The following is a 23,890-nucleotide window of genomic DNA, read 5'->3' on the forward strand; positions in this document are numbered from 1 at the left end:
GAGCGTGACGCTGAGCAAGTAGCGAACATTGCTAAGGGTGGTTACATCCTGAAAGATTGCGCAGGCAAGCCAGAGCTTATCCTAATCGCAACCGGCTCTGAAGTTGAGCTAGCGGTTAACGCTGCGGCTGAACTAACTGCTGAAGGCAAGCAAGTACGTGTTGTTTCAATGCCATCAACGGACGCATTCGACAAGCAAGATGCAGCATATCGTGAAGCGGTTCTGCCATCTGACGTGACGGCACGTATCGCGGTAGAAGCAGGTATTGCTGACTTCTGGTACAAGTACGTTGGTTTCGACGGCCGTATCATCGGTATGACCACCTTCGGTGAATCTGCACCAGCTGGTGAACTATTCAAGATGTTCGGCTTCACAACTGAAAACGTTGTGAACACAGCGAAAGAGCTTTTAGCTTAATCACTGAACCTTGATATGAAAACGCCCCGCTACACTAGCGGGGCGTTTTTTATTGAATCTCTTCTACATTCACTTCAGTACTGAACTTTACTGTGCGAGTAGAAACCGAAGTCTGAAATTTACGAATGTTCTTATCTTGATGCAATACGCGTTCAATAAACTTTTCATACGCTTTGATATCTGGAACGCTTACCACCAGCATAAAATCGTAGCCTCCCGTGATCTGATAACATTGAGTGACTTCAGGCGCTTTTGTTATTGATTGGCGAAACACGCTGTATATATCAGGTCTATCCCGCTCCATTTCGACTGAAACAATCAAGTTCATCTTATTACCGGCCAGCTCGGGATTGATGATAGAGACATCACCCGTTATCACGTTGTCTTCCCGAAGCCGTTTTACCCTCTTCAAACAAGCTGGCGGCGACAACCCCACTTCTTCCGCCAACTCTACATTCGGAATACGATTATTCTTTTGCAGTATCGACAAAATCTTCCTGTCTAAACGGTCAATTTCCATAATTTCTCCAGAGAGTACTTTTAAGAAACTTTAACACAGTATTAACTCAATAAAGAAATATGAGGCACAGGAAGCATGCAAATCGCACATCGATATTTCCCATGCTTTTATTAATGTTCTTGCTATCGAATCATTCAGTATGGATTTCAACATGGAAAAGTTACAAAGTTTCTTTCATGACCTTTTTAAAGAAATAATCGATGTCACCTGGACTCTGTATAAAGTGATGATTCCTATCATCATCGTCATTAAAGTTGTTGAAGAGCTAGGAGGTGTTGCATTGCTTAGCGAATGGCTGAGTCCTTTGATGAATTTTGTCGGTTTACCCGATGAAATGGGCTTAGTTTGGGCGACAACTCTGCTTACTAATATGTACGCGGGTCTATTGATCTTTATGAGCACCAACAGCGAACTCACCGTTGCTCAGGTATCAATTTTGGGTTCATTAATGCTCATCGCACACTCTATCCCGATTGAAGCGGCTATTGCGAAGCGTGCCGGTGTGAGTATTGCCATGACAACGTTAGTCAGAGTTGGGGGTGGACTCTTGTTTGCGTGGGTTCTCCACCAGATTTATCAGTTCGGCGATTTGCTGAATACGCCTGCCCAGATCGTTTGGAATCCGGAAATACCTCCAGAGCAAACTTATCTTCAATGGGCATGGTCGCAAGTCGAAAACTTGATAGCGATACTTGTCATCATTGCAGTATTACTGTTTACGTTAAAGATGCTAAAGCTGCTAGGTGTGGAGAAGTTAATGGCGATGGCACTCAAGCCTGTTCTTTCTGTGCTAGGTATCAGCAGAGAGGCGACTAACCTAACCATCGTCGGTATTACGTTAGGTATTTCTTTCGGTGGCGGCCTGCTGATCAACGAAGCCAAACGAGGCCACATACCAGCACGAGATGTGTTTACCGCCGTCATGCTGCTTAACTTAGCTCACAGCATGATTGAAGACACCATTCTCGTATTGTTGATTGGTGCCGACTTCGTGACGATATTTTGGGGAAGGCTGGTATTTGCTTTTGTCGTCATCGCTGTTATGTCACAGATCCTTAAACGCATAAGCGAGCCCACCTGTCAGAGATATTTGTATAAAAGCGTTCAGCAGCAATGATCAACTCAAAGCCCAAGTGATTGGGCTTTTATTATCAGCTAATCACCGGAAGCGTCTTCCATGTTCTCTCATGTAGCATTTCACAGCCGTTGTCAGTAATAACGATGTTCTCTTCGTGCACCATCATTCTATTTTTGGCAAACGCCATACCCGGCTCAAGGGTCAAAATCATACCCGGTTTGAGTACAACATCCCCCCCGGGTACATTGGATGGCCATTCAGTAAGCTGCATCCCTAACCCATGCCCCATCCTTCCTACATCATTGCCAAGAGCGCCGTTGCTTTCCAGCACGGACCACATAGCTTGCCATACCTCGCCCGTTGTAATGCCCGGCCCTGCTTTCATCAGACCCGCTTCCGTAGACTGATAAACTGCCTCATAAGCCGAGACGGTGTCTGGCTGAGCAAAACCAAAGGCATAGTTTCTGTCGAAGTCACTAAAATAGCCGTCGAAGTTGGCTCCTGTATCAATGATCAATACATCGCCTTGTTCTAAAACACGATCTGTAGGGCCCATAATGATGTTGTCATAACCACCCTTTCCTGACGCTGAAATCAAATACGGACAAGCATCAGCGCCAAGACGTAACATCTCAAAGTGCATCGCCTTACACGCTTCTCGTTCGGTCATTCCAATCGATAAGTGGCTGCGTAAAAAGTCAAACCCCTGCGCCGTCACCTGACAGGCGAAGCGAATCTTTTCTATCTCAGCTTTTGATTTGATGCTGCGAAGATCGCGAACGATCAAAGACACATCGACGAATTGGTACTGGCTTAGGGAATGTTGCAATAGCGCATAGTTATTTGCTGGCATACGTAGATGGGTTTCTGGCCCAATCATGCTGCCAATTTTGTGAGTGCCTTTACTGACCTCCTTCAGTGTCGAAGCCAGCAGAGAAATACCATCATCTTCTGGCCTTGGCGATGGCCAACTGCGAACATCTTCAATCCAAGTACTCTCGAACCCAGCGACACCAATTTCGGGCACAACAGCAATCGGCTTACCAACCGCAGGTACTACCAAGAACCAAGGTCGAGTTGGGCTTTCCCAAAACTGCGATTTAAAGCCGCTAAAATAACGGAATTCAGGTTCTGTGGTAAAAAATGCAGCTCCAATATTCTGAGCTCGCATCCGTTTTTGTAATTCCACCGTACGGTGCTCAAATTCAACGGTCTCAAAACCTCGATTCGGGGCGACTAGTTGAGTCGTATTCATACGTTCTATCCTTAGTTTGTCTGTACCATGCAAATGGATTAGCTGAACAGTAAATCTCTCGGCAGCAATGCAATGCCGGGAAAAAAGATCAGCAGTGCAGACATAAAAATCAAAATAATGAAGAAAGGCAGAGTGCCGCGAATCACTTCCATATAAGGCCGCTCAAAGATAGCAATCGCAGTGAATATATCGCAGCCAAAAGGTGGTGTTGCCGATCCAATTGCCATTTGCAACGTCACCATCACACCAACAAGAATCGGGTCAATTCCAGCGGCATCAACAATAGGCATAAAGATAGGCGTTAAAATCAGCAGCACAACTAACGAATCGACAAACATGCAGCCAATGAAAAACGTCAGCGCGATAACAAACAAAATGTATTCTGGAGAAGCACTCCCCAGATCAAGCGGAGCCAATAACTCTTGAGGGATTTGTTCAAACGAGATGTACCACGAAAATGCCTGACCAACACCAACCAGTACAAAAACTACCGCGGTGATCAAACCGGTATTTAACGCAGCGTCACAAATGTCTTTGACGCCGAGCTTACGGTAAAAGACACATTCAACGATGATCGCATATAAAACAGCGAACGAAGCCGCTTCGGTCGGAGTAACAATACCAGAGTAAATACCACCGATGATTAAAGCTGGGAACCCCAAAGGCAGAATTGCCTTCTTAACCGCCTCAATACGTTCTGCGGCATTTGCTTTATCAACCAACGTTAGACTATCACTATGCTTCACACTGTATGCATAGCTATACAGTGAGAACAAGCCTGCCAGCACAAGCCCCGGGCCGATACCCGCGATAAACAATTCTCCAACACTGGCATTCGCCAACGTACCGTAAAGAATCAAACCGATACTGGGTGGAATCAGAAAAGCAATGTCACTGGCGTTGATGATGAGCGCCATAACAAAGCTATCCTTGTACCCCGCTTGGAGTAACTTCGGTCGCATAATCTGCCCTACCGATACCACCGTTGCCTGAGTCGAACCTGAAACTGAACCAAATAAGGTACAACTGATGCACGTAGTAATGGGCAAGCCGCCACGTAAATGACCAACAAACGCCTGAATAAGGCCCAGTAAGTTATAAGCCGTGTGACCGCGTGTCATGATATCCGCAGCAAGTATGAACATTGGTACCGCAATTAGCGCGTTTGGTGATATTCCGGTCACCATTTGCTGTATGAGCACTCCTGGCTCAACTTGAGAAAAATGAATCAAGCCAATAAGAGCACCAACCGCCAAAGGTACTATCATCGGGAAGCTCAAAAACAGCAGCACCACCATAACGGTCACTAAAGTAAATGTGATCACGTATATATCGAGCTCACCGGCAATCACATCCGATAGAAACTGAGCAATCTCATTCATGACAACTCACCTACTTCATTGGTTTTGTTTTCAGTCACATCGAAAGACACGTAAATCTCTTTGTGCAAAAGATTCATAACGAAACTCATACTGTATTGAAGCCCAGCGATGGAAAATCCAATCGGGATGATGGCGTAGACCCAATAAACGGGAAACTGTAGTGCCGGACTCAAGCGGTTAATGGATTTGAGCTCTTCAACATAGAGCAACGAATGGTAGGCAAGATAAAACATGAGTGCCAACGTAAGCAGCGCAATAATGGTCGTCAGGATTTTCTGCCAGCGGAAACTGAGTGAGTCGTAAACGGCCGTCATTCGTATGTTACGTCCCTGTCGAACCGCGTAAGCGAAGCCGACAAAAGTGACGATCACGATGAGGAATTGATTCAGTTCTTCAGAAAAGAATAAACTCTTGTTGAACGCATACCGCCCAATGGCGTTTGCGGTCGAATTCGCCATCATTACGAGGATGGCTGTCATAATTAAAAAGCGTTCCAGCTTTTCAGTCACCACACTTATCTTAAGTAAAAGGTCTTTCATAACACGCTGAACTCCATACTTCAGTCAGCAACTTTCCACACAGACCTTGTCTGACTGGAAAGGCGCTATCCGTCACTCCTTGCAACGGATAGCTGGTTTCCATTCGAGATACCGCTTCTACTGCGATGACGCCACTTTGACTTCATCCAAAATGTTCTCAAGGATGACTTTGGCACTTGCGCGCGCTTCACTTTGCTGGTCGGCTGGATAGGCATTAGCGACCACATCAAAATAGGTGTCGTGTAATTGTTCACTGAGTACCTTGAAGCGCTCGCGTTCTTGGTCATTAAGCACAACCACTTGCATGTTTGGTCGCTCTTTAAGAATCTTCTCCATATTCTCTTTGTTGATTTTGATTTGGTAATCATAAGCTGCTTTATCCGCCGCTTTGATTGCCCTATTCACCATCGCTTGTTTCTCTTTAGAGAGCCCGTTGTACCACTTGCTGTTTGTTGAAACGGTACTGACGTAAGGTTGCTGACCTGGGAACATTAAGTAGTCCTGTACTTCATGCCATTTCGCGTTGTAGATGAAGTAGATAGGGTTAACCATGCTGTCGATTGTTTTCAGTTGCAGAGAACCATACACCTCTCCCCAAGACAGAGGTGTCGGTGTCGCGCCAAACGCTTTGTAGGTTTCCACTGGGATTGTTGAGGTAAAGGTGCGGATTTTTTGATCAGCGAAATCTTCTGGTGTACGGATTGGCTTGTTACCTCCCCACACCATCTCGCCTTCAGACATCATGGAAAGTAGCTTAAGGTTCACACTTTCGAATTTAGGCGCGAGCTCATTGTAAATAGTTGGGCTTTCAGTCAGTACTTTATGCGTCACTTCCTCGTCAGTGCCTAGTACGTACGGCAAGCTTACCGCCTGAACTTCAGGTACATACGAACCTAGATGACCTGCCCCCACGGATACAAACTGAATAGTGCCTTTTGCTGCCAGCTCAACAATATCGTTTTCGGTACCCAGTTGGCCGTAATAATAGATTCGAACGCGAATATCACCATCGGACTCTTTTTTGATCACTTCAGCAAATTTTTGTGCATAAATATCCTGAACGTCTGTCTTGTCTTCTTCTGAAGCAAACTTCCATGTTTCGGCATGAGCACTCAAAACCACCCCTAAACTCAGCAAGGCTACGCTTAATCGTTTCATCCTGTCTTTCCTTTTTCCGTTCTAATGTCACGCTAAACGCATGGTGCCGTTTAACGATCGGCAATGATGACTTCGTTTACAGATACCGCATTGCAAAATCAGCCATACAGTTCCTGTTTATTGGCCAAGGCCTAATCTGTTATTAACCAATTGAATCCAATAGCTTGCGCCAAGCTTCAATATCCGGTCGTTAAAATCGTATTCTGGGTTATGTAAAGCGCATCCCCCAACGGAATCTACTCCGTTGCCTAGCAAGACATAACAACCCGGCTTAACGCGAAGCATGCTGGAAAAGTCCTCTGAGATAGTCAGTGGATCACAAGTATCATTGACGTGTTCACCACCTAACACTTGTTTAGCCGCTTCTACCGCATATTGAGTTTGCTCTTCGCTATTAATGGTTGGGTAGAATGTGTTTATGAATTCGAACTGGTAACTTGCTCCCGCTGATTGGCAAATACCGGCTACGATCCTTTCCATGCTATGTTCAATACGTGTGAGCGTTTCTTCCGTAAAACAGCGGCAGTCCCCTTTGATAATGACTTGGGTTGGGATCACATTGACTGTGCCGTCAGTAATAAATTCAGTCGCCGATACCACAGCTGTGTCATAGATAGCGCTGAGGTTTCGGGACACGATCGTCTGCAGCCCAAGAACAACCTGCGCACCTATCACAAGAGGATCGACACCTTGATGAGGCAGCGCCGCGTGGCCACCGACTCCATTAATCGTGATTTCAAAGCTACTTTCACTGGCCATCAGCGAACCAGATTTAACCATGAGCTCACCTTCAGCGAGTCCTGGAAAGTTATGAATGCCATACACTTCATCTATATTGAATCGTTCAAAGAGACCATCATCGATCATGGCCTGAGCTCCGCATCCATGTTCTTCATCTGGTTGAAAAATAAAATAAACGGTTCCGTCAAACGTTCTGTTCTCGGCCAAATAACACGCGGCGCCTAACAACATTGCAGAATGTCCATCATGGCCACACGCATGCATCTTTCCGTCATGTTGCGAGCAGTGGTCAAAGGTGTTTTGTTCATGAATGTGCAACGCATCCATATCAGCACGCAGGCCGATGCTTTTGCCATGTTTACCGCTATGAAGAATCCCAACTAAACCAGTTTTGCCAATGTGGCGTACCACCTCGATACCAAACTCTTCCAATTTCTCAGCAATAAAGTTGGCTGTAAGATCAACCTCAAAACCGCACTCTGGAAAGCGGTGTAGATGCTGACGCCACTCCGTCATACTTTCTATGAGCGTGTTTGGCAGCTGTTCAGGATTAATCGAGAAAGTTGATGACATACTTTTTACTCCGTAAATCACATGAATTAGGGGTTACGTTAGGCTATATCTGAGTTGGAACTGCTAATAAGGTGTTGTTTAAGCAGCACCCCATAACCATTAACAGGTCGGGAATAACGCATCAGCTTAAGCGAATGCCAAGCCAAAACCTGATTGCTGGTTAACACGGGTTTGTTCAGGCCTTCTTCAATACACTCAATGACGCTGCCTGTTCTAAGAGCAGTACACGAGATGAGCAGTAAGTCAGCGTCAGGGTCACACACTTGACTCGCAGCGCGGCGAATATCTTCAGGTGAAATAAAACTCATCGCGGTGTCGTCTTCAAAGCCGAATCCAGCGATGTTCATCACTTCGAGACCTTGAGATAAGAAAAAGTCAGCCACTTCCTTGTTCACCGAATCGGTATAGGGAGTAAGAATGGAAATACGCTTAGCATTGAGACTCTTAAATGCTGCTAAAGCCGAAGTCACAGGGTTAGTGACGGGTGTACCGGGCCTTGTTTGATGAACTAACTCGGTAATGCGCTCCGATCCGATAGCGATAGTGCCCGATGTGCAAGCATAAATGATCACATCAAGGTCAGTCCCTGGAAGGATGGAATCGGCACATGCGCTAATTCCCGGCTCCATTTTACGCAAATTATCCATAGTTAAAGGGTTATAGTTTCTAACCCTCCCGGTAAACGACTCCACGTCCACCGGATAAAACTGTTTCAGATCTCGCTCAATATTGAAATCCGTTGCCAGAGTAATAACCCCAACACGCCCGGCTGACGCAAGCTGATCCAGTTCAAATTGGGGAGCGATGGTTTCAGATTTCATGACAATCCTTTCTCTCGGGAATCATTATCAAGCGCTATCATTGTTAAAAACTTGTATCTACATTACCTACAAGCCAATCAATAATGACTTTACATTCTGTTCACAAGATCAATAATGCCCCGAGCACTTTAATGAATTTCATCAAAAAGCCATATCATTGTGCAGTTATTCCGCATTTTTATTGAGTTATATTAGTTTTTTGTTCTCCATTGGATATGGTTCAATTCGATAGAAAAATACCTTTACGTAGGTCACGGAACACAGAGTTATTTAACAATTCAATTACACATGACAATCAGGAAGATCTGAGATGCCACAACAAGCAGAACTTACAGTCGATAGCTTTGACCGAAAGATTTTAAATATCGTTCAGGAATCAAACCGAGTGACATCAGACAACATTGCAGAGCAAGTCGGCCTCTCCCCTGCAGCAGTTCAACGTAGGCTCAAAAAAATGCGTGAACAGGGTGTCATCCAAGCCGATGTTTCTATCATCAACCCAAAGGCGGTAGGGCAAGCAATGACGTTTGTCGTGCAGGTTACTCTGGAGCGTGAACGTGTCGACTTAATGCATAACTTCAAGAAAGAAATGACGGCAAATCGTTCTGTTCAGCAGTGTTACTACGTAACGGGCAGTTCCGATTTTATCTTGATCGTGACCGCGGCAGATATGGAAGGCTATGATAATTTCACTCGTGAAGCCTTTTTCGATAATGCCAATATCAAAAGCTTCCAGACCAATGTCGTGATGGACAACGTCAAGACTGGCATGACAATTCCGATCGAGACTTCTAGCGAATAAAAAACGGCGTGTAACCTCACATTACACGCCGAATACTTCTCTTGAGCTTTTCTTTGTTGTTATTCGTTTATGATTTGGTGGTAAAGCTCGGGATCCGTTGCTCCTTCTGTACCAATCACCAATACTCTGCTTTCACTATTTAGCCCAAGAGCTTGCAAAAAATCCGCATCTTCAGAAGCGATAATGGCCGCAGCTAAACCCGGAACAGCAGACTCCCCAGCTTCAACCGCTGCATCGGATTGATATCCACCAGCAAGCAGTCTCATTGCTTGCGGAACAGCTTCTTCGCTGAGAGTCATAAAATCATCGGCACCGTTCTTTAGTATTTCCCAAGCTAACGTAGAAACTTCCCCACACGCTAGTCCCGCCATGAGTGTATCAAGGTCACCTTCAACGACAACGGGCTCTCCTGCTTTCGCACTTTTCTGCAAGCAGTTGGCTTGTTCAGGCTCGACAATCACAAATCGTGGTCGCTTTTCTCCCCACAGATCCCAGAAGTAACCACACACGGCTGAAGCCAGTCCACCTACTCCTCCTTGCACGAAAACGTGACTTGGAATTGTGCCATCGAGTTGTTCGACAATTTCAGCCAACATTGCGGTGTAACCAAGTGCTACATCTTTGGGAATATCCATATAGCCTTCATAGGAAGTATCAGACACAATCACACGATTGTGAGCTTTGGCTTCACTATCTGCAGTTCTTACCGACTCGTCATAGTTACCCGAAATACGAATGACTTGGGCGCCAAAAGCTTCCATCGCAGTTTTGCGCCCTTCGGATACATCTCGGTGGATATAGATGACGCAACCGCAGCCAAACATCTGCGCGCCCCAAGCAACTGAACGCCCATGGTTTCCGTCTGTTGCACAGCTAACAACTATTTCGGCTACTTCAGATTTCCATTTTCCATCGAGCAGTTCGGTGATTGAAGGAGTTTTGCCGAACCGATTGAAGATCTCTATTTGGAGCTGGCGTGCCACGGCATAAGCGCCGCCCAAGGCTTTAAAACTTTTTAATCCAAAACGTTGAGATTCGTCCTTATACCAGAGCTGGGCGATTCCTACCTTCGCCGCCATGCTTGTAAACGCGTGAAGAGGCGTTTCTTTATATCCTGGCCACTGTGAAATATCCGCAATCGCTTGTTTTGAAGCTGCAACGCTCAAAATTTCTCGCTGAGCATTCGAATACTCCAACGTTGGGTCGGACTTCGGATTTGAAAAGTGAGTCAGTGTACCTGTCAATAACGGCATAGAGAGTATCCTTATCAATGCATTGGCTTATCACACATGTCGTTAATGAAACGTATGTGCAGAATGGGTATAGGTAAAGTCTATCGACATAACACGCAGACATTATGCTTTATGAATGACAATGGTGAGGAAATTAACGGCTAAGAGACGGAGATTTGCGGGATTAACGCGTTGACGCGAGTTGAAGAGAAAAACCGCTGTTTGAAGCTGAATTTATAACACCAGGGTGCGGAAGGAAAAGGCCCCGCGTTTGCAGGGCTTCGTTTATTTTTCTTCAAATCGCTGAGCTAACTGATAAAACTCGTTGACCTGATTACGTAACTCTTGCGAATGCTGATTAACGGAATGGGTCGCCGCAAGGTTTTGCTCGGCGGCTGAGGCAATTGACTGAATGTGCAGATTCACATCACCGGAAAGCTGGCGCTGTTTAGTCGCTGCATCTTCAACCGTAGTCATCAAATCGTTCATCGATTGCATCATTGTTTCGACTTCCGATAAACGTTTTGCGCTTTCTTCAGCAACTTCACCACATGCGTCAGTTTGCTCACGGTTGGCAATAATGTCACGTTGCCAGCCTTCAATTGTCGTTAACATGGTTTCAATACTGTCTTTAATTTGCACTGTTGCATTCGACGTTCTACCCGACAATGCACGAACCTCATCCGCAACGACAGCAAAACCACGGCCCTGTTCGCCAGCACGAGCAGCCTCAATCGCGGCGTTTAAAGCAAGCAAGTTGGTTTGTTCTGCGATCCCACCAATTTCTTCCATCATCTTACTGACGTTTTGCGCCTGCTCACTCAGTTGGTAAGTAGTGTTAGTCGCTTTCTCAGCCTGAACGCTGAGCTGTTCTAAATTCACGTGTGTCTGATCGATGGTATCTTTCGCAAGCAGACAGGTTTTGAGCGTCACATCAATCAACTCATGCGCTTCATGCGTACTGGTGGACACTTCGTTAGCAGATGCTTCCACTTCTTCGGTAGCTTCACGAACTTGGCGAATATCTTTGGTTTGCTGCTCAAGGGCTTGAGTTACCTGCAAGGTCGTTGCGCTTAGACCATCAGACAGATCTTGAAGCGGCTTAGCGGAATCTGTCATACGACCCAAGACTGTACGAATACGCGCTGAAAGAAGCTTGATATGGAAATCAGCAACAGAAAACTTACTATTACCAGAGTAGATTAGGCGACTGACACTGTCGTACTTAGATTGCAGCTTCTTAAGCTGCTTTGGTGTATCAATCAATTCTTGTCTGAACAAAAGTGCTACGACAGACAGTGGTAACAAACTTGAGATCCAATTTGCCGCTCCTTCCAAATCCATCATGTTAGCCAACACTGGCGCAGACAAAGATCCAAGCAAAATCGCATAGCGAAGTGAATCACTGATCTGTAGTGACCAGGTCCGGCCAGATTTTTCAGCTTTAAGCAACGATTTGTAAGCTGCATCAGCAACGGTAACCCATTCACGTTTTGGCTTAACACGAACAGATTGATAGCCCGTCATTTCTCCACGTTCATAAATCGGCGTTACATACGCATCTACCCAATAATAACCGCCCGACTTCGTTCGGTTTTTCACAATTCCACGCCAAGCTTTACCTTGCTTCAGGTTCGCCCACATGTCTGCAAATGCCGCCTTTGGCATTCCGTTATGGCGAACAATATTGTGGTTCTGTCCCAGAAGTTCTTCCTGAGTGAATTCAGCAATACGGCAAAAGGCATCGTTACTGTAGGTAATGACACCTTTTAAGTCTGTAGTTGATACTAACTGTTCGTTGGTATCTAGTAGGGTTTCACGTTCCGACGAAATTTGGCTAGCAGTCATGTGGATAAACTTTTGTAGTAATTATGTGGCACGGAAATATAAACAATAATTTAAATTATGACAAAATATTAAAGTCGTCCCATGTAACACTTTTGGATTATTTGAGTTTTTTTTTGCTTTAAACACAAGATCTTCCTCCATATGGCGACGATCTAGCACGTTAATTGCTGGCTCCGGTTGAAAATGATCTCTACAATAGCGATGCAATTTTGCTCAGTTACTCATTGTTCAGGTAGTCCGTTATTAGTGTATAAGTTAAAACACTTCAGTCTCAAACAGCTCACCATTCTGGTTTCTTTCTCTGTCGTTCTCCTGTTTCTAATGTTTTACTTTTCGTTTAAAGCGTTATGGAGCCATGAGCTGGCGATTGAGGCGTCTAAGAAGAGACAACAGTTTGAAATAGAGCGCGTACAAACTGTCCTGAAAATGGAAGAGCTTGAACTGAGAGCATCTTTAGAAGATTACGCTGCTTGGACAACGCTGACGAAATTCGTTCAGCACCCCACGGAGGCGTTCATCAGGGACAGTATTGGACCACACGCATTCGAGTCCAAGCTTGTCGACGGCATGATCATTTTTGATAAGCAGCTACAAGTAAAATGGAGCGCTTTATATAAAGATGGCCAAGTCCACTCTGCACAATTCATTGCTCTGAATGACCCTGCTGTCGTGAACAAACTTCTTGAACAATCGATCAATACTTCGAGCGCTAAGGTATCTTCACACATCAAATATGCGGTTTATCAAAGTGAGCCTTATATGGTCGCATCCGCCAGAATTTGCTTGAGCGACGGCAAATCCTGCGATTTCGGTTACATCGTATTTATTCGTAAAATTCGCAAAGACTTTATCTCTGAAATTGAAGCTGCAACAGGTGTAGAGATCAACGTCCACCCATACAGTGAACATGACTCCCTGCATGGCGCTTTGCCGATTGATGTCTCCGTCATTTACCGTGATGATTTCCTTGATGGCGATAACATTGCAATTGAAATTACTCACAACGAAAAGCTGCCAGATTTCCTGACTTTTTCAGAAGCAAGCGTACTGGCTTGTTTTTCTCTGGTAATGTTTGCTCTTAACTTGTCTGTAGTGTCTAAGCTGATCAAGCCACTGGGGCAGGCTCAAAAAGCCTTGCGCCAGTTTCAGAAATCCGGTGACAAACTGCCAAATGAAGCAACATTTATCTCGAAAGAAATGAAAAGCTTTGCCCGCGACATCAACAATTTAATCACCGAACTGGATGAAAAGCGCGAAATCCTCAAAAAGCAATCTATTGTCGACCCACTTACCGGCATTGCCAATCGTAGGCACCTATATGAAACAGCCCGTCATTTCATTGAGGAGCTGGGTTACAACCATATAGGTGTCATTCTGGTCGATGTCGATCACTTTAAGCAATACAACGATAACTATGGTCATGTGGCTGGAGATCAAGCCTTGAGGCGTGTCGCTGAGGCATTGCGTGACGTCGTATCGCCATATGAACACTTAGTATGCCGGTATGGGGGGGAAGAGTTTTGCGTAATCCTAGCCAGCGACATAGAGCTCAATTTAGATGCTTACCTACAAAAGCTGGTTGGAGCAATCAGCGAAATGGCACTTGAACACGCATATTCACCAACTCATCCGTTCATAACAGTGAGTGCTGGAGCAACATCAAAACGCATTACTTCGTATGAACATCTAACAAGCTTGTTCCAATTCGCGGACCAAGCACTTTATATGGTCAAACAAGATGGCAGAAACGGCTACCAAATCATTCTTGCCAATTAAGTTTCCTCAATAAGAAAAGTGGTTTTCCATATTCCACCAAACACCTATACCAATATGCTTGAGGTTTACCATCTCCCTTAGATAGGCTATACCAGTGATATGTCCTGTGTAGAGTGGCCTCAATAATGCACATCCAAACTGCCAGAATCTTCTGGCTAGTTTTGTTCATCTATTCTATTCGGTCGGCCGTTGCCGAACCTGCTGTTATTGCTATAGGCGAAATTTATCAAAACCCTGAATTAAACAAGCTCGCTGGCTTTACTTTGAGAGAAGATCTCGAGTTTATATACCAAAAATCCGGTATTGAGGTCGATTTTGTTTATTTGCCTAATGCGAGAGCAATTCGTGCGGTTAGTCAAGGCCGTTATCAAGGATTAGATTTACGAATATCGAGGCTTGCGAATGATGAGAACATGATCAAAGTCGATGTTCCTCTCTATTACGTCAGTATTTTTATGTATGGCTTTGAAGGGCAATTTTACGAAGAGCTCAGTGAAGTGTCAGAAAAAGTACTCGTTTCACAATTGGGGATGAAGTTTACAGAGAAAATCTCAGACTACAAACAGCTCTACCTGGTTGAAAAATCTGAACAGGCGGCATTAATGGTCAGTAAAGGGCGCGCTGATCTATGGCTCGCTCCTAAGGTGGTTTATGAAATTTTGAAGGGTCAGTTCCCTAATATCAAACCTGTTAGCAAGGCGATATTGCATGAGCCTCTTTATCATTATATTCACGTTTCCAATAAACATTTACTGCCACAATTGGAACAAGCCGTTAGAGAGCTCGTCGCCAGCCGCCCTAATCAAGAAATATCTCTCAGGTAAGCTAACCTACTGCTCGATCATCTAACTAAATTGCCATCGGCAAGATGTGGTTTCACGATGTAAGCGTGGCAATTGCAAATTTATCAGCACCTAACCCCATGCAGCTATCAATACTTCTATAATTAAAGCTAAGCTTGGAGTCTATCTCTTGTTGATAAGAAGAAAATTGAACTAAGGAGTCTGAAACTCAATGTCTGGTTATAAATACGGCTCATGCTATTACGGAAAAATTGAGGATGTTGACTGGGAGCGATGGCAGAAATTAGTGGATATGATTGCCCTATTATTTGACGCCCCCGCCGCATTTGTTACCCAGGCGACAACCAATGGCATTGAGGTATTAGTTGCTTCAGAGCAGGCTCCTTCGCAATATTGTCCAGGTGCTTATTCTGATAAAAATACCAATGTTTACTGTCATCAAGTCGTTCAGAGCAACCAAATGATGTATGTAGCGGATGCCAGTGAAGATGAAAAATGGTCTGATAACCCTGAGTATACAGAAGACCAATTTTCAAGCTATCTTGGATACCCCATTCAGTGGCCGGATGGGAATAGCTTTGGCACATTGTGCGTGATGGACCAACGGCCAACGGATTATTCCGACAAACTCATGACCGTACTTAGTTTTCTTAGAGACACCATCAACAGTGATTTGGCCTACCTGTATAAAGCTAATCAACTCAAAGTAGAAAGTCGTTTTGATGAACTAACAAAAGCGCTAAACCGCCGAGGCTTTACGGAGTCTTTCGAGCGTCATATCAGCCTTTCAAACTCATTCAACCGTTCGAGCATGTTAATGTATCTCGATATTGACGGGTTCAAAGCCATTAACGACCAATGGGGCCACTCTGTTGGAGACCAAATACTTAAAGATTTTGCTACCGCCCTTCTCAAGAGTGTCAGAAAGAGCGACTTAGTCGCCCGCTGGGGGGGTGATGAATTTGTCGTCTTACTCGATAGTGAACAAGAGGTGGATAAATCCCGCTTTGTTGAAAGGCTGGATGAAAGCCTTAAAACTTCATGTCAGGAGCATATCCCTCAGTACTCTATCGGTAGCGTAGAATTGGCTAGTGATACAGATCCAAGCAAGTTGACAGACTTTCTCTGTAAAGCAGATGCCGCTATGTATGACAACAAGTCACTCAATAAAACGCAGCGTTAATCTTTACTCCTAATGCATAAAACCCCGGAAAACTTATGCCTCTGGAGCTTTCATTAACAACTTACAAAGCCACAACTTAAATTGTGCAACTAATTAGTGTTGTTTCGAAGATAATTGAGTCTGCTCCTGAGATGTAATACTTTTAAGTTATTCAGGCCTGAGAAGATGAATCAGCAGTTAGAGCAACATTGCAAACGAAAACAAGCAGCTTAGTTTGCTGCTTGTTTGTCAACTATAACACCTACTACATATAGGCTATTGGCTGGTTGTAGCCTTTGATAAGCCACTCAATACATTAGTTACCTTGGTGATTACTTCGTCGCAGCCTTTAACATCGTGTCGCTGCTTAATGTAATTGGGATCATTGTAAGACAGCCAGACTTTCTGCTCTTCATCTTGAGTCACCAAAACCTTCTGCGGTAGGTCAATCGCAACACTCTGTGCGCACTGCATAAGTGGCGTGCCTACTTTCGGATTACCAAAGATGATCAGTTCAGTTGGTCTGAGCTCTAAGCCCACACCTTCAGCATTAGCTTGATGATCAACTCGGGCAAAAATATTAAGTCCTTTCTTCTTAGCAATCGCTTCAAATCGATCTGCTGTTTCTTTTACAGAATACGGGCTCTCATGCATGACAACACCCTGTGCAGCAATAACTGACATAGATGCAGACAGCAGAATGGCACCTAAAGAGGCAAACTTTAACATGTGGAATCTCCTGAAATGTTAATAGAGCCATCCCTTGAAGTCAGAAATTAGCTCACATCAAACGCTCATTCTGCCGTAGGCAGACAAAATACAACAAATTAAAAATGCTGTATGCTGAATCAACATCTTAAGTACACTGTTCCATTTACATTATGTTCTCAAATTGGTTACTTACTTAAGACTTGTTCGATGAATTCAGACTTAAGCCTGCGGTAGTCTTCAGGTGAATAACCTTCGCAAGACTGTTTAAGTTTATTGTAACAATTAACTAAGTCAGGGTTTGAACGTAGTTGCTCCCTGAATTTAAGGAAACACTCATATTGCGAGCCGTTTGCAACGACTTGAAATGCGACATCTTCTGTCTTTGATTCAATCATACATAATTCAGGGGTCCGCAAGGTATTTTGCTTTACCGAAAATCCTAACTTGTACAACTGTTGAATCGCCCCTTCCAATTCTCGTGGCTGAACTCCGACATAGATGTCCAGATCACCTTTTGATATGGCACCAGGGATTGCCGAAGAGCCGACATGCTCGACAACCGCATCAGGGAGCAACAAACTTACTCTTCTCTTATAAGCTTGAAATTGTGTATAGCACAAATCCTGATACTCTTCTGGTAAATAAAACTTCATACTATCCTCAAGCAAATCAGTGAGCCGAGACTAAACAATAAAGCTATCTTCTTTGCTCATTTATTCAAACATCATTGATTCTTTACCCACAGTGAACCTCTATTGCCTACAAATAAATGAGCCTATTTGTAAGCTACGTTAGTACACTTAAAAACCATCAAGCAGAATAATTAATTAACATATACTCATTCACAAAATAAATCTTAATCAATTATACAATTACCAGTAAGCATAATAAATCAAAAACCAATAGCCATAAAAAATAAAACCAAATGTCATGCTAACGTCATCATCTCAGTTATAAAGACATGATATATACAGTAACTTTATTTATTGAATCGGATTCACATATTAAAAAACTTTTGCATTACGTTGTTTGAAACCTTAAAGAGGTTATTAAATACCTTTTACTTATCAGGAACTTAAGTTACATAGCAAAAATTAAGACAGATTTGTAAGAAGTTCGACAATTGCGATCTTAATTCATATAACGAATATTAAAACTTTCATAAAAATAATCTTGGCTTATCTTTCAACCGTTTCTAATAGAAATAAAAATAATAGAAAAACTCCAGTCAATAAATCAAAACTATTGATTGGGTATATTAATTATAAAACGGAATAGAGTAAGAAAATGACAGCGAATAAACACATTTTAAAACTGGCGGTAGGTAGCGCCTTGCTATCTGCCCTACCAGCCGATGTCTACGCACATGGTTGGTCTGAATATCCAAATGCTCGACAAAACATTTGTTACGAACAAGGCGGTATCTGGTCTGGCAGTCCACCCAACGCCGCTTGTTCAAATGCCAAAGACATTTCGGGATCTTACCCGTTCGTACAGCGAAACGAATACGCAAAGAACATTACCGACTTTAACAACCAGAGTGCAGTAAGAGCCGCTATTCCAGATGGCACTTTATGCTACGCAAACGATCCTCAGAAACGTGGCATGGGAGCCCCGCATACGGCCTGGACTCGTACAGAAATGAACACGGGTACATTCGAATATGTGTTTAATGCCACGGCACCGCACAATCCTTCTTTCTGGGAATTTTACTTAACCAAACCAAATGCTGACCTGTCTAAAGGCCTAGCTTGGGGCGATCTAGATTTGATTCAAGAAACGGGCAATGTACCTGTAGAGAACGGAAAATACCGAATCAACGTAACTATCCCATCTGATAGATCTGGAGACGCCATTCTCTTTGTGCGTTGGCAACGAGATGATGCCGCGGGTGAAGGCTTCTACAACTGTTCTGATATTACGATTAAGAATGGTAACACTCCACCTCCTGAGCCAGCACCAGAACCAGATTTGCATCGTGGAGCGTCCTTTATCCCTAGTGGATTGGAAGCACCTGAAATTGGCGATGTAGTAAAATATGACATCATCAACAAGGATGGCGCGGTTGCACGTAGCTTTGATATCAGAGTAGATTCAAACAACGTTGGTGACTGGGATCGTCTTCTTGCTTCTGAGATTAATGGTTGGCACGCAGAATTCAAAGATGGGGCTGTCTTTATCGGTGATTGGCATGAAGAAATGCAGCACTACATGTATTTCCAGAATGATACGTCACGCAATTTCTTTAACTCTAAGGACAGCCGTGCTTCAGGGCTAATGACCGTTTCCCGAGACGACAATGGCAATGTTGATCCGTTAGCAGGACAACTCTATGAGCTATCCCAAAGTGATAATGTCGTAAACGCGGGTGATAAAGTCGTCATCGTAACAGAAGAAAATGCAACGTTGACTCAAACTCAGGGCACACCTGTACAGATTCAGAATAACGGTTCTTCTTCGATCATTATCGACACCCAGTTTATTACTCAGAATGAAACGTTAATCTTCTCAGCGAGCGCGACCAACAGCGATCGAACTGAGACCTTTACGTTTGAGGTGGTTGTTGATGGTGGCGGTGTCACTCCTCCACCAACTCCAGAACCGGCCCCAGATACAGGGAATGCTTGGAGCTCATCAACGACTTACGTCGGCGGTGAAGTTGTGTCATATGCTGGTAAGGAGTGGAAAGCACAATGGTGGACACAAGGCGGTGATGATCCTGAAACGACATACAGTAAGGACAAATGGGGCGTTTGGCGACCAGCCAACTAATTCTCGTAGTGTTCATCCCATCATCTAACTGAGTTGATGGATTTCTATGAAATAGCCATCGCGTCTTTACAACGCGTTGGCTATTTTTTTGCTTAGCTTCAAATGCTCACCCCTTTGAGCTTTTGAAGCCGATACACGTAGTGATAACGTCAGCCAAACCAATGGAGCTCACGCAAAGATTGAAGTTCGACTCTTACCGGACATCACTAACTGGCTACAACGTAAACGATTGATGTGGTTAGTCGCCTTTCTCCTGCCCTTCGTTATGAGATTACTAAAGTCGGTGTTAATATTGCGCCCAAGTCAATCTGCCCTGCCTTATTGGGCTTCAAAAACTTGTGATAAGCGAACGCTTTGTTATGTTTAAAGTTGCACGGCAGATTAAACCATTAAATTAGAAGGCAATATTTTCAAATGGTTAACAATACAATTCAATGGTTTCCGGGCCACATGCACAAAGCCCGTAAAGAGATTGAAGAAGCGATCCCTCAAGTAGATGTCATTATTGAAGTATTGGATGCTCGCATTCCATTCAGTAGTGAAAACCCAATGATCTCTGAAATCCGTGGTGAGAAGCCAGTCGTTAAGGTACTGAATAAACGTGACCTTGCCGATCCAGAGTTAACTCAACTATGGATTGAACACTTCGAGAAAGAACACAATGTAAAAGCGATGGCGATTACGACTTCCAACACTCAGGAAGTTAACAAGATCCTAGAGCTGTGCCGTAAACTTGCGCCGCATCGTGAAGAGATTGGTAAGAACATTCGTACTATGATCATGGGTATTCCCAATGTGGGCAAATCAACCATTATCAATACTCTTGCAGGCCGTACTATCGCAGTTACTGGTAACCAGCCAGCCGTTACGCGTCGTCAACAACGTATCAACCTGCAAAACGGTATTGTTTTATCGGATACTCCCGGCATTTTGTGGCCTAAAGTAGAAAACCCACACAGCGGATTCCGCCTCGCTGCAACCGGTGCCGTTAAAGACACGGCCATGGAATACGAAGAAGTGGCTTTCTATACAGTTGAGTACCTTGCAAAAGCGTACCCTGAGCGTTTGAAAGAGCGTTATCAGATCGAAGAAATGCCAGAAAGCGACATAGAACTAATGGAAGAGATTGGTCGTCGAAGAGGCGCGCTACGTTCTGGCGGACGAGTCGATCTGCATAAATGTTCGGAAATCTTACTTCACGAACTACGTAATGGTACCTTAGGTCAAATAACACTTGAGTTGCCAGAAATGATCACCAAAGAGTTGGTCGAAGTAGAGATCGAAGCGACACGCAAAGCTGAAGAGAAGGCCAAGAAAAAAGAAGAGCGTCGTAAACGCTACTTAAAGAACAAACGCTAATCACAACAACGGCGGTATCTACCGCCGTTTTTTATTCTAGCTTCCACGCTAACCTTTGATATAGTCAAAGCATTGTTATCGACGAGTTTTGCACAATGAAAATCCCAACCAATATCATTACTGGTTTTCTGGGTACCGGAAAAACCACGACAATCCTAAACCTACTGAAAGAAAAACCTGCTGACGAAAACTGGGCAGTTCTGGTTAACGAATTTGGCGAAATTGGTATTGATGGCGCAATGCTGACCGAACAAGGTGCGATGATCAAAGAAGTACCCGGTGGCTGCATGTGTTGTGCTGCTGGAGTCCCAACTTCCGTTGCTCTGACTGCTTTGCTTCGCACGCAACCCGATCGCCTGATTGTTGAACCTACCGGCTTGGGTCACGCCCACAAGATTCTCGCAACCTTAACCTCTGCTCAGTTTCGAGATTACATCGACCTGAGAGCAACCATCGGCTTAGTCGACCCACGTAACTTATCTAGCCCTAAGTATCTGGAGAGTCAGAACTTTAACGACCAACTCAACATCGCAGATATTGTGATTGGTAATAAAGTAGACGAATGTCATGTCAGTGACATCGATGCATTTAACGACTGGGTTTCTGACCAAAATCCACCCAAGATTTACAGTCAACTCGTCAAGCAAGGGCGTTTCCCTATCGAACTTCTGGACAACCAGAGAAGGGATCCATCGGTTTCAACGGACATTGCACAACACCATCATGAACATGCTGAGGCAGAACCTCAATTTGCCCTAGCGCCAGATCAAATAATGGTTCGCAAAGAAAACAAAGGCCAAGGTTACTTTAGTTGCGGTTGGTTATTTGGTGCAGAAATCACGTTCAATTTTGATGACCTATTTTCTATGTTATCTGACTTAAATGCCGAACGCGTCAAAGGTGTGATGAACACCGACAGAGGCTGCTATGCGTTCAATGTAAGCCACGGTGTTGTCTCTGTTAATGAGATGTCATTAGAAGGCTTTGAAAGCCGTATGGAAGTCATCGATAGCCAACTTCTACCATGGGATCAATTGGAAAAGGTACTTAAGCAAATTGCTTCAATTGACTAGCCCCCTATAAAAGACAAAAGGCGCACCATACAGTGCGCCCTATCCCTCGTTACTCAATCGTGAGTCTGCGAATCAGAACCGTCTGTTGATGCGTCCTGATCTTAATACGAGGATCTCGAAATGACTTGTTGAATCCATCCAAATTGTAGGTAAGGCAGAAAATCCTCCATGCGGGTCGGTTCAGATTGCCTTACCATTTAAATATGGTTCAAAACTCCCAAAGTGCAAGCGAATAAACGTGATCTCTTGCCAATTCTCAGGCTATTTGTCGATATCTCTGAATCTCCATATTTGAAAATCAATATTTCAATCTTGACGCTATAGTTAAGCCTATACCAGCGTATAATTCTTGCTAGAGACATCACCATTTCTAATAAGAAAATAGATAAAACGAGGTTGATCTTTTTATGACCAAAAGAGAGAAAATTAAGCAGTCCCTTTTAGCCAGTATGCCAAAGGATGCTATTAACCAGTTTCTCTCTAAAGATAAAACGCCCGTCTCTGTTCTCATCCTTTCTTTACTTGTCGGTATTCTTGCGGGCATCGTTGGAACCTTCTTCGAAATTGCGGTTCATTTTGTCTCTGAGACTCGGACTGACTGGCTCAAACAAGCGATTGGTAGCGCATTACCGCTGTGGCTCGCTGCATTTTTAATCAGTGCCGCGTTGGCATTTGTTGGCTATTACCTCGTTCACCGTTTTGCTCCTGAAGCTGCGGGATCTGGCATTCCAGAAATAGAAGGCGCGATGGATGGCATACGCCCTGTTCGTTGGTGGCGTGTTCTACCTGTAAAGTTCTTCGGTGGTATGGGTGCACTAGGCTCTGGTATGGTTCTTGGACGTGAAGGGCCAACGGTTCAAATGGGGGGAGCCATTGGCCGCATGGTGACGGATCTCTTTCAGGTAAAAAATGATGATACCAAACACTCACTGCTTGCATCGGGTGCGGCAGGAGGTTTAGCCGCAGCGTTTAACGCTCCGTTAGCCGGCATCATGTTTGTAGTTGAAGAAATGCGCCCCCAATTTCGATACTCACTCATTTCTATTCGTGCGGTTATCATTTCAGCCATCTCCGCCAACATTGTCTTTCGTTACATTAATGGTCAAGACGCGGTTATCACTATGCCGCAATATCACCCGCCAGAGCTTGCCGCCTTATGGCTTTTCTTACTGTTAGGTGCGATGTTTGGCGTATTTGGAGTCGTATTTAATCGTCTAGTTACCCTGTCTCAGGACTTATTTGTCAAACTACATAAGAACGATCGTAGACGCTACCTGATCACCGGAAGCTGTATCGGCGGTTTTTTTGGTTTGATGCTGCTTTATCTACCGGAAATAACCGGCGGCGGCATTGGCTTAATCCCTACCATCACTAACGGTGGCTACGGAGCCACAGTGTTGCTGCTTTTGTTTGTTGCAAGAATTCTCACCACACTGATTTGTTTTGGCTCTGGAGCACCTGGTGGCATCTTCGCACCGATGTTGGCTTTAGGTACACTGTTTGGATATGCGTTTGGATTAATCGCCCATGGGTTGATGCCTGAACTGATGATTTCTCCGGGCATGTTCGCCATTGCAGGAATGGGGGCATTGTTCGCGGCTACCGTTCGCGCTCCAATTACGGGCATATTATTGGTGATCGAAATGACCAACAATTACTACCTGATACTGCCACTGATCATTACCTGTCTCGGCGCGGTTATTTTCGCTCAATTACTTGGAGGACAACCAATCTATAGCCAACTGTTACATCGAACATTAAAAAATGAGAAGTTGAGACAAGAAGACCTTCCTTGCGAGTCAAAATGACAATTGCACAGCAACCGATGAGCTTGATATGATCCCTTGCCCTAAATGATCGGTAGCACG

At 44.3% G+C, this 23,890-nt stretch carries 21 protein-coding genes; 10 read left to right on the plus strand and 11 right to left on the minus strand.

The window, feature by feature from the left end:
- On the plus strand, window positions 1–417 hold a 417-nt coding region (locus tag IX95_RS05645; RefSeq protein ID WP_038157691.1), incomplete at its 5' end, for a transketolase-like TK C-terminal-containing protein.
- Between the two features lie 49 nt (window positions 418–466).
- Here IX95_RS05645 and IX95_RS05650 read toward each other — a convergent pair.
- Window positions 467–937, minus strand: a complete 471-nt coding sequence (locus tag IX95_RS05650; protein WP_021455917.1) for an Lrp/AsnC family transcriptional regulator — start codon at window positions 935–937, stop codon at window positions 467–469.
- A gap of 151 nt (window positions 938–1,088) precedes the next feature.
- On the opposite strand from IX95_RS05650, the gene IX95_RS05655 reads away from it, so the two are divergent.
- On the plus strand, window positions 1,089–2,054 hold the full coding sequence (locus IX95_RS05655; protein WP_038157694.1) for a hypothetical protein: 966 nt from the start codon (window positions 1,089–1,091) through the stop codon (window positions 2,052–2,054).
- Window positions 2,055–2,088: 34 nt separating this feature from the next.
- On the opposite strand, the gene IX95_RS05660 is transcribed toward IX95_RS05655, so the two are convergent.
- From IX95_RS05660 to IX95_RS05685, 6 genes are all read right to left on the minus strand, one after another.
- Window positions 2,089–3,270, minus strand: coding sequence for a M24 family metallopeptidase (locus tag IX95_RS05660; protein ID WP_038157698.1), 1,182 nt, complete (start codon window positions 3,268–3,270; stop codon window positions 2,089–2,091).
- 38 nt (window positions 3,271–3,308) lie between these two features.
- Window positions 3,309–4,652 carry a TRAP transporter large permease gene (locus tag IX95_RS05665; protein ID WP_006960903.1) on the minus strand — a complete coding sequence of 448 codons (1,344 nt, stop codon included), beginning with the start codon at window positions 4,650–4,652 and terminating at the stop codon, window positions 3,309–3,311.
- Complete coding sequence (locus tag IX95_RS05670) at window positions 4,649–5,191, minus strand: TRAP transporter small permease (protein WP_038157701.1); 543 nt, start codon at window positions 5,189–5,191, stop codon at window positions 4,649–4,651. Before IX95_RS05670 ends, IX95_RS05665 begins: the two co-directional genes overlap by 4 nt.
- A gap of 117 nt (window positions 5,192–5,308) precedes the next feature.
- Window positions 5,309–6,349: a TRAP transporter substrate-binding protein gene (locus IX95_RS05675; RefSeq protein WP_038157703.1), complete on the minus strand. Its 1,041-nt coding sequence runs from the start codon at window positions 6,347–6,349 to the stop codon at window positions 5,309–5,311.
- Between the two features lie 117 nt (window positions 6,350–6,466).
- Window positions 6,467–7,663 carry a M20 aminoacylase family protein gene (locus IX95_RS05680; RefSeq protein ID WP_038157704.1) on the minus strand — a complete coding sequence of 399 codons (1,197 nt, stop codon included), beginning with the start codon at window positions 7,661–7,663 and terminating at the stop codon, window positions 6,467–6,469.
- Between the two features lie 38 nt (window positions 7,664–7,701).
- Window positions 7,702–8,484 (minus strand): maleate cis-trans isomerase family protein, encoded by a 783-nt coding sequence (locus tag IX95_RS05685; RefSeq protein ID WP_038157706.1) that lies wholly within the window; start codon window positions 8,482–8,484, stop codon window positions 7,702–7,704.
- A 310-nt stretch (window positions 8,485–8,794) separates the two neighbouring features.
- Between IX95_RS05685 and IX95_RS05690 the strand changes: the two genes are divergently transcribed.
- The gene (locus tag IX95_RS05690; RefSeq protein WP_038157708.1) at window positions 8,795–9,286 is read left to right on the plus strand and encodes an Lrp/AsnC family transcriptional regulator; all 492 of its coding nucleotides are present in this window, start codon (window positions 8,795–8,797) and stop codon (window positions 9,284–9,286) included.
- A 59-nt stretch (window positions 9,287–9,345) separates the two neighbouring features.
- Here the strand turns inward: IX95_RS05690 and IX95_RS05695 are convergent, their stop codons facing one another.
- Window positions 9,346–10,539: a diaminopropionate ammonia-lyase gene (locus IX95_RS05695; RefSeq protein ID WP_038157710.1), complete on the minus strand. Its 1,194-nt coding sequence runs from the start codon at window positions 10,537–10,539 to the stop codon at window positions 9,346–9,348.
- Between the two features lie 264 nt (window positions 10,540–10,803).
- Entirely contained in the window at window positions 10,804–12,366 is a 1,563-nt protein-coding gene (locus IX95_RS05700; protein ID WP_038157714.1) for a methyl-accepting chemotaxis protein, read from the minus strand.
- Window positions 12,367–12,612: 246 nt separating this feature from the next.
- Here IX95_RS05700 and IX95_RS05705 point away from each other — a divergent pair, with 246 nt between their 5' ends.
- From IX95_RS05705 to IX95_RS05715, 3 genes are all read left to right on the plus strand, one after another.
- Entirely contained in the window at window positions 12,613–14,142 is a 1,530-nt protein-coding gene (locus tag IX95_RS05705) for a sensor domain-containing diguanylate cyclase (RefSeq protein ID WP_038157716.1), read from the plus strand.
- Window positions 14,143–14,267: 125 nt separating this feature from the next.
- Window positions 14,268–14,966, plus strand: a complete 699-nt coding sequence (locus tag IX95_RS05710; RefSeq protein ID WP_021455908.1) for a substrate-binding periplasmic protein — start codon at window positions 14,268–14,270, stop codon at window positions 14,964–14,966.
- Window positions 14,967–15,156: 190 nt separating this feature from the next.
- The gene (locus IX95_RS05715) at window positions 15,157–16,128 is read left to right on the plus strand and encodes a sensor domain-containing diguanylate cyclase (RefSeq protein WP_038157721.1); all 972 of its coding nucleotides are present in this window, start codon (window positions 15,157–15,159) and stop codon (window positions 16,126–16,128) included.
- A 255-nt stretch (window positions 16,129–16,383) separates the two neighbouring features.
- Here IX95_RS05715 and IX95_RS05720 read toward each other — a convergent pair whose 3' ends face one another.
- Complete coding sequence (locus IX95_RS05720) at window positions 16,384–16,836, minus strand: DUF302 domain-containing protein (RefSeq protein WP_038157722.1); 453 nt, start codon at window positions 16,834–16,836, stop codon at window positions 16,384–16,386.
- 167 nt (window positions 16,837–17,003) lie between these two features.
- Complete coding sequence (locus IX95_RS05725; RefSeq protein WP_038157724.1) at window positions 17,004–17,471, minus strand: GrpB family protein; 468 nt, start codon at window positions 17,469–17,471, stop codon at window positions 17,004–17,006.
- A 634-nt stretch (window positions 17,472–18,105) separates the two neighbouring features.
- Between IX95_RS05725 and IX95_RS05730 the strand changes: the two genes are divergently transcribed.
- The 4 genes from IX95_RS05730 (at window position 18,106) to clcA (ending at window position 23,830) form a co-directional block, all read left to right on the plus strand.
- Window positions 18,106–19,590 carry a lytic polysaccharide monooxygenase gene (locus IX95_RS05730; protein ID WP_038157725.1) on the plus strand — a complete coding sequence of 495 codons (1,485 nt, stop codon included), beginning with the start codon at window positions 18,106–18,108 and terminating at the stop codon, window positions 19,588–19,590.
- Window positions 19,591–20,004: 414 nt separating this feature from the next.
- Window positions 20,005–20,949 carry a ribosome biogenesis GTPase YlqF gene (gene ylqF, locus IX95_RS05735; RefSeq protein ID WP_006960888.1) on the plus strand — a complete coding sequence of 315 codons (945 nt, stop codon included), beginning with the start codon at window positions 20,005–20,007 and terminating at the stop codon, window positions 20,947–20,949.
- A 95-nt stretch (window positions 20,950–21,044) separates the two neighbouring features.
- The gene (locus IX95_RS05740; protein ID WP_038157727.1) at window positions 21,045–22,022 is read left to right on the plus strand and encodes a CobW family GTP-binding protein; all 978 of its coding nucleotides are present in this window, start codon (window positions 21,045–21,047) and stop codon (window positions 22,020–22,022) included.
- Between the two features lie 407 nt (window positions 22,023–22,429).
- Window positions 22,430–23,830 carry a H(+)/Cl(-) exchange transporter ClcA gene (gene clcA / locus IX95_RS05745; protein ID WP_038157729.1) on the plus strand — a complete coding sequence of 467 codons (1,401 nt, stop codon included), beginning with the start codon at window positions 22,430–22,432 and terminating at the stop codon, window positions 23,828–23,830.
- Window positions 23,831–23,890: the final 60 nt, after the last annotated feature.

Source organism: Vibrio sp. B183 (assembly GCF_000740665.1).
Classification (GTDB): Bacteria; Pseudomonadota; Gammaproteobacteria; order Enterobacterales; family Vibrionaceae; genus Vibrio; species Vibrio coralliilyticus.

Coding starts and splice junctions, on each gene's coding strand:
- IX95_RS05650 (WP_021455917.1), bottom strand. CDS start 937: ATGGAAATTGACCGTTTAGACAGGAAGATTTTGTCGATACTGCAAAAG.
- IX95_RS05655 (WP_038157694.1), top strand. CDS start 1,089: ATGGAAAAGTTACAAAGTTTCTTTCATGACCTTTTTAAAGAAATAATC.
- IX95_RS05660 (WP_038157698.1), bottom strand. CDS start 3,270: ATGAATACGACTCAACTAGTCGCCCCGAATCGAGGTTTTGAGACCGTT.
- IX95_RS05665 (WP_006960903.1), bottom strand. CDS start 4,652: ATGAATGAGATTGCTCAGTTTCTATCGGATGTGATTGCCGGTGAGCTC.
- IX95_RS05670 (WP_038157701.1), bottom strand. CDS start 5,191: ATGAAAGACCTTTTACTTAAGATAAGTGTGGTGACTGAAAAGCTGGAA.
- IX95_RS05675 (WP_038157703.1), bottom strand. CDS start 6,349: ATGAAACGATTAAGCGTAGCCTTGCTGAGTTTAGGGGTGGTTTTGAGT.
- IX95_RS05680 (WP_038157704.1), bottom strand. CDS start 7,663: ATGTCATCAACTTTCTCGATTAATCCTGAACAGCTGCCAAACACGCTC.
- IX95_RS05685 (WP_038157706.1), bottom strand. CDS start 8,484: ATGAAATCTGAAACCATCGCTCCCCAATTTGAACTGGATCAGCTTGCG.
- IX95_RS05690 (WP_038157708.1), top strand. CDS start 8,795: ATGCCACAACAAGCAGAACTTACAGTCGATAGCTTTGACCGAAAGATT.
- IX95_RS05695 (WP_038157710.1), bottom strand. CDS start 10,539: ATGCCGTTATTGACAGGTACACTGACTCACTTTTCAAATCCGAAGTCC.
- IX95_RS05700 (WP_038157714.1), bottom strand. CDS start 12,366: ATGACTGCTAGCCAAATTTCGTCGGAACGTGAAACCCTACTAGATACC.
- IX95_RS05710 (WP_021455908.1), top strand. CDS start 14,268: ATGCACATCCAAACTGCCAGAATCTTCTGGCTAGTTTTGTTCATCTAT.
- IX95_RS05715 (WP_038157721.1), top strand. CDS start 15,157: ATGTCTGGTTATAAATACGGCTCATGCTATTACGGAAAAATTGAGGAT.
- IX95_RS05720 (WP_038157722.1), bottom strand. CDS start 16,836: ATGTTAAAGTTTGCCTCTTTAGGTGCCATTCTGCTGTCTGCATCTATG.
- IX95_RS05725 (WP_038157724.1), bottom strand. CDS start 17,471: ATGAAGTTTTATTTACCAGAAGAGTATCAGGATTTGTGCTATACACAA.
- IX95_RS05730 (WP_038157725.1), top strand. CDS start 18,106: ATGACAGCGAATAAACACATTTTAAAACTGGCGGTAGGTAGCGCCTTG.
- ylqF (WP_006960888.1), top strand. CDS start 20,005: ATGGTTAACAATACAATTCAATGGTTTCCGGGCCACATGCACAAAGCC.
- IX95_RS05740 (WP_038157727.1), top strand. CDS start 21,045: ATGAAAATCCCAACCAATATCATTACTGGTTTTCTGGGTACCGGAAAA.
- clcA (WP_038157729.1), top strand. CDS start 22,430: ATGACCAAAAGAGAGAAAATTAAGCAGTCCCTTTTAGCCAGTATGCCA.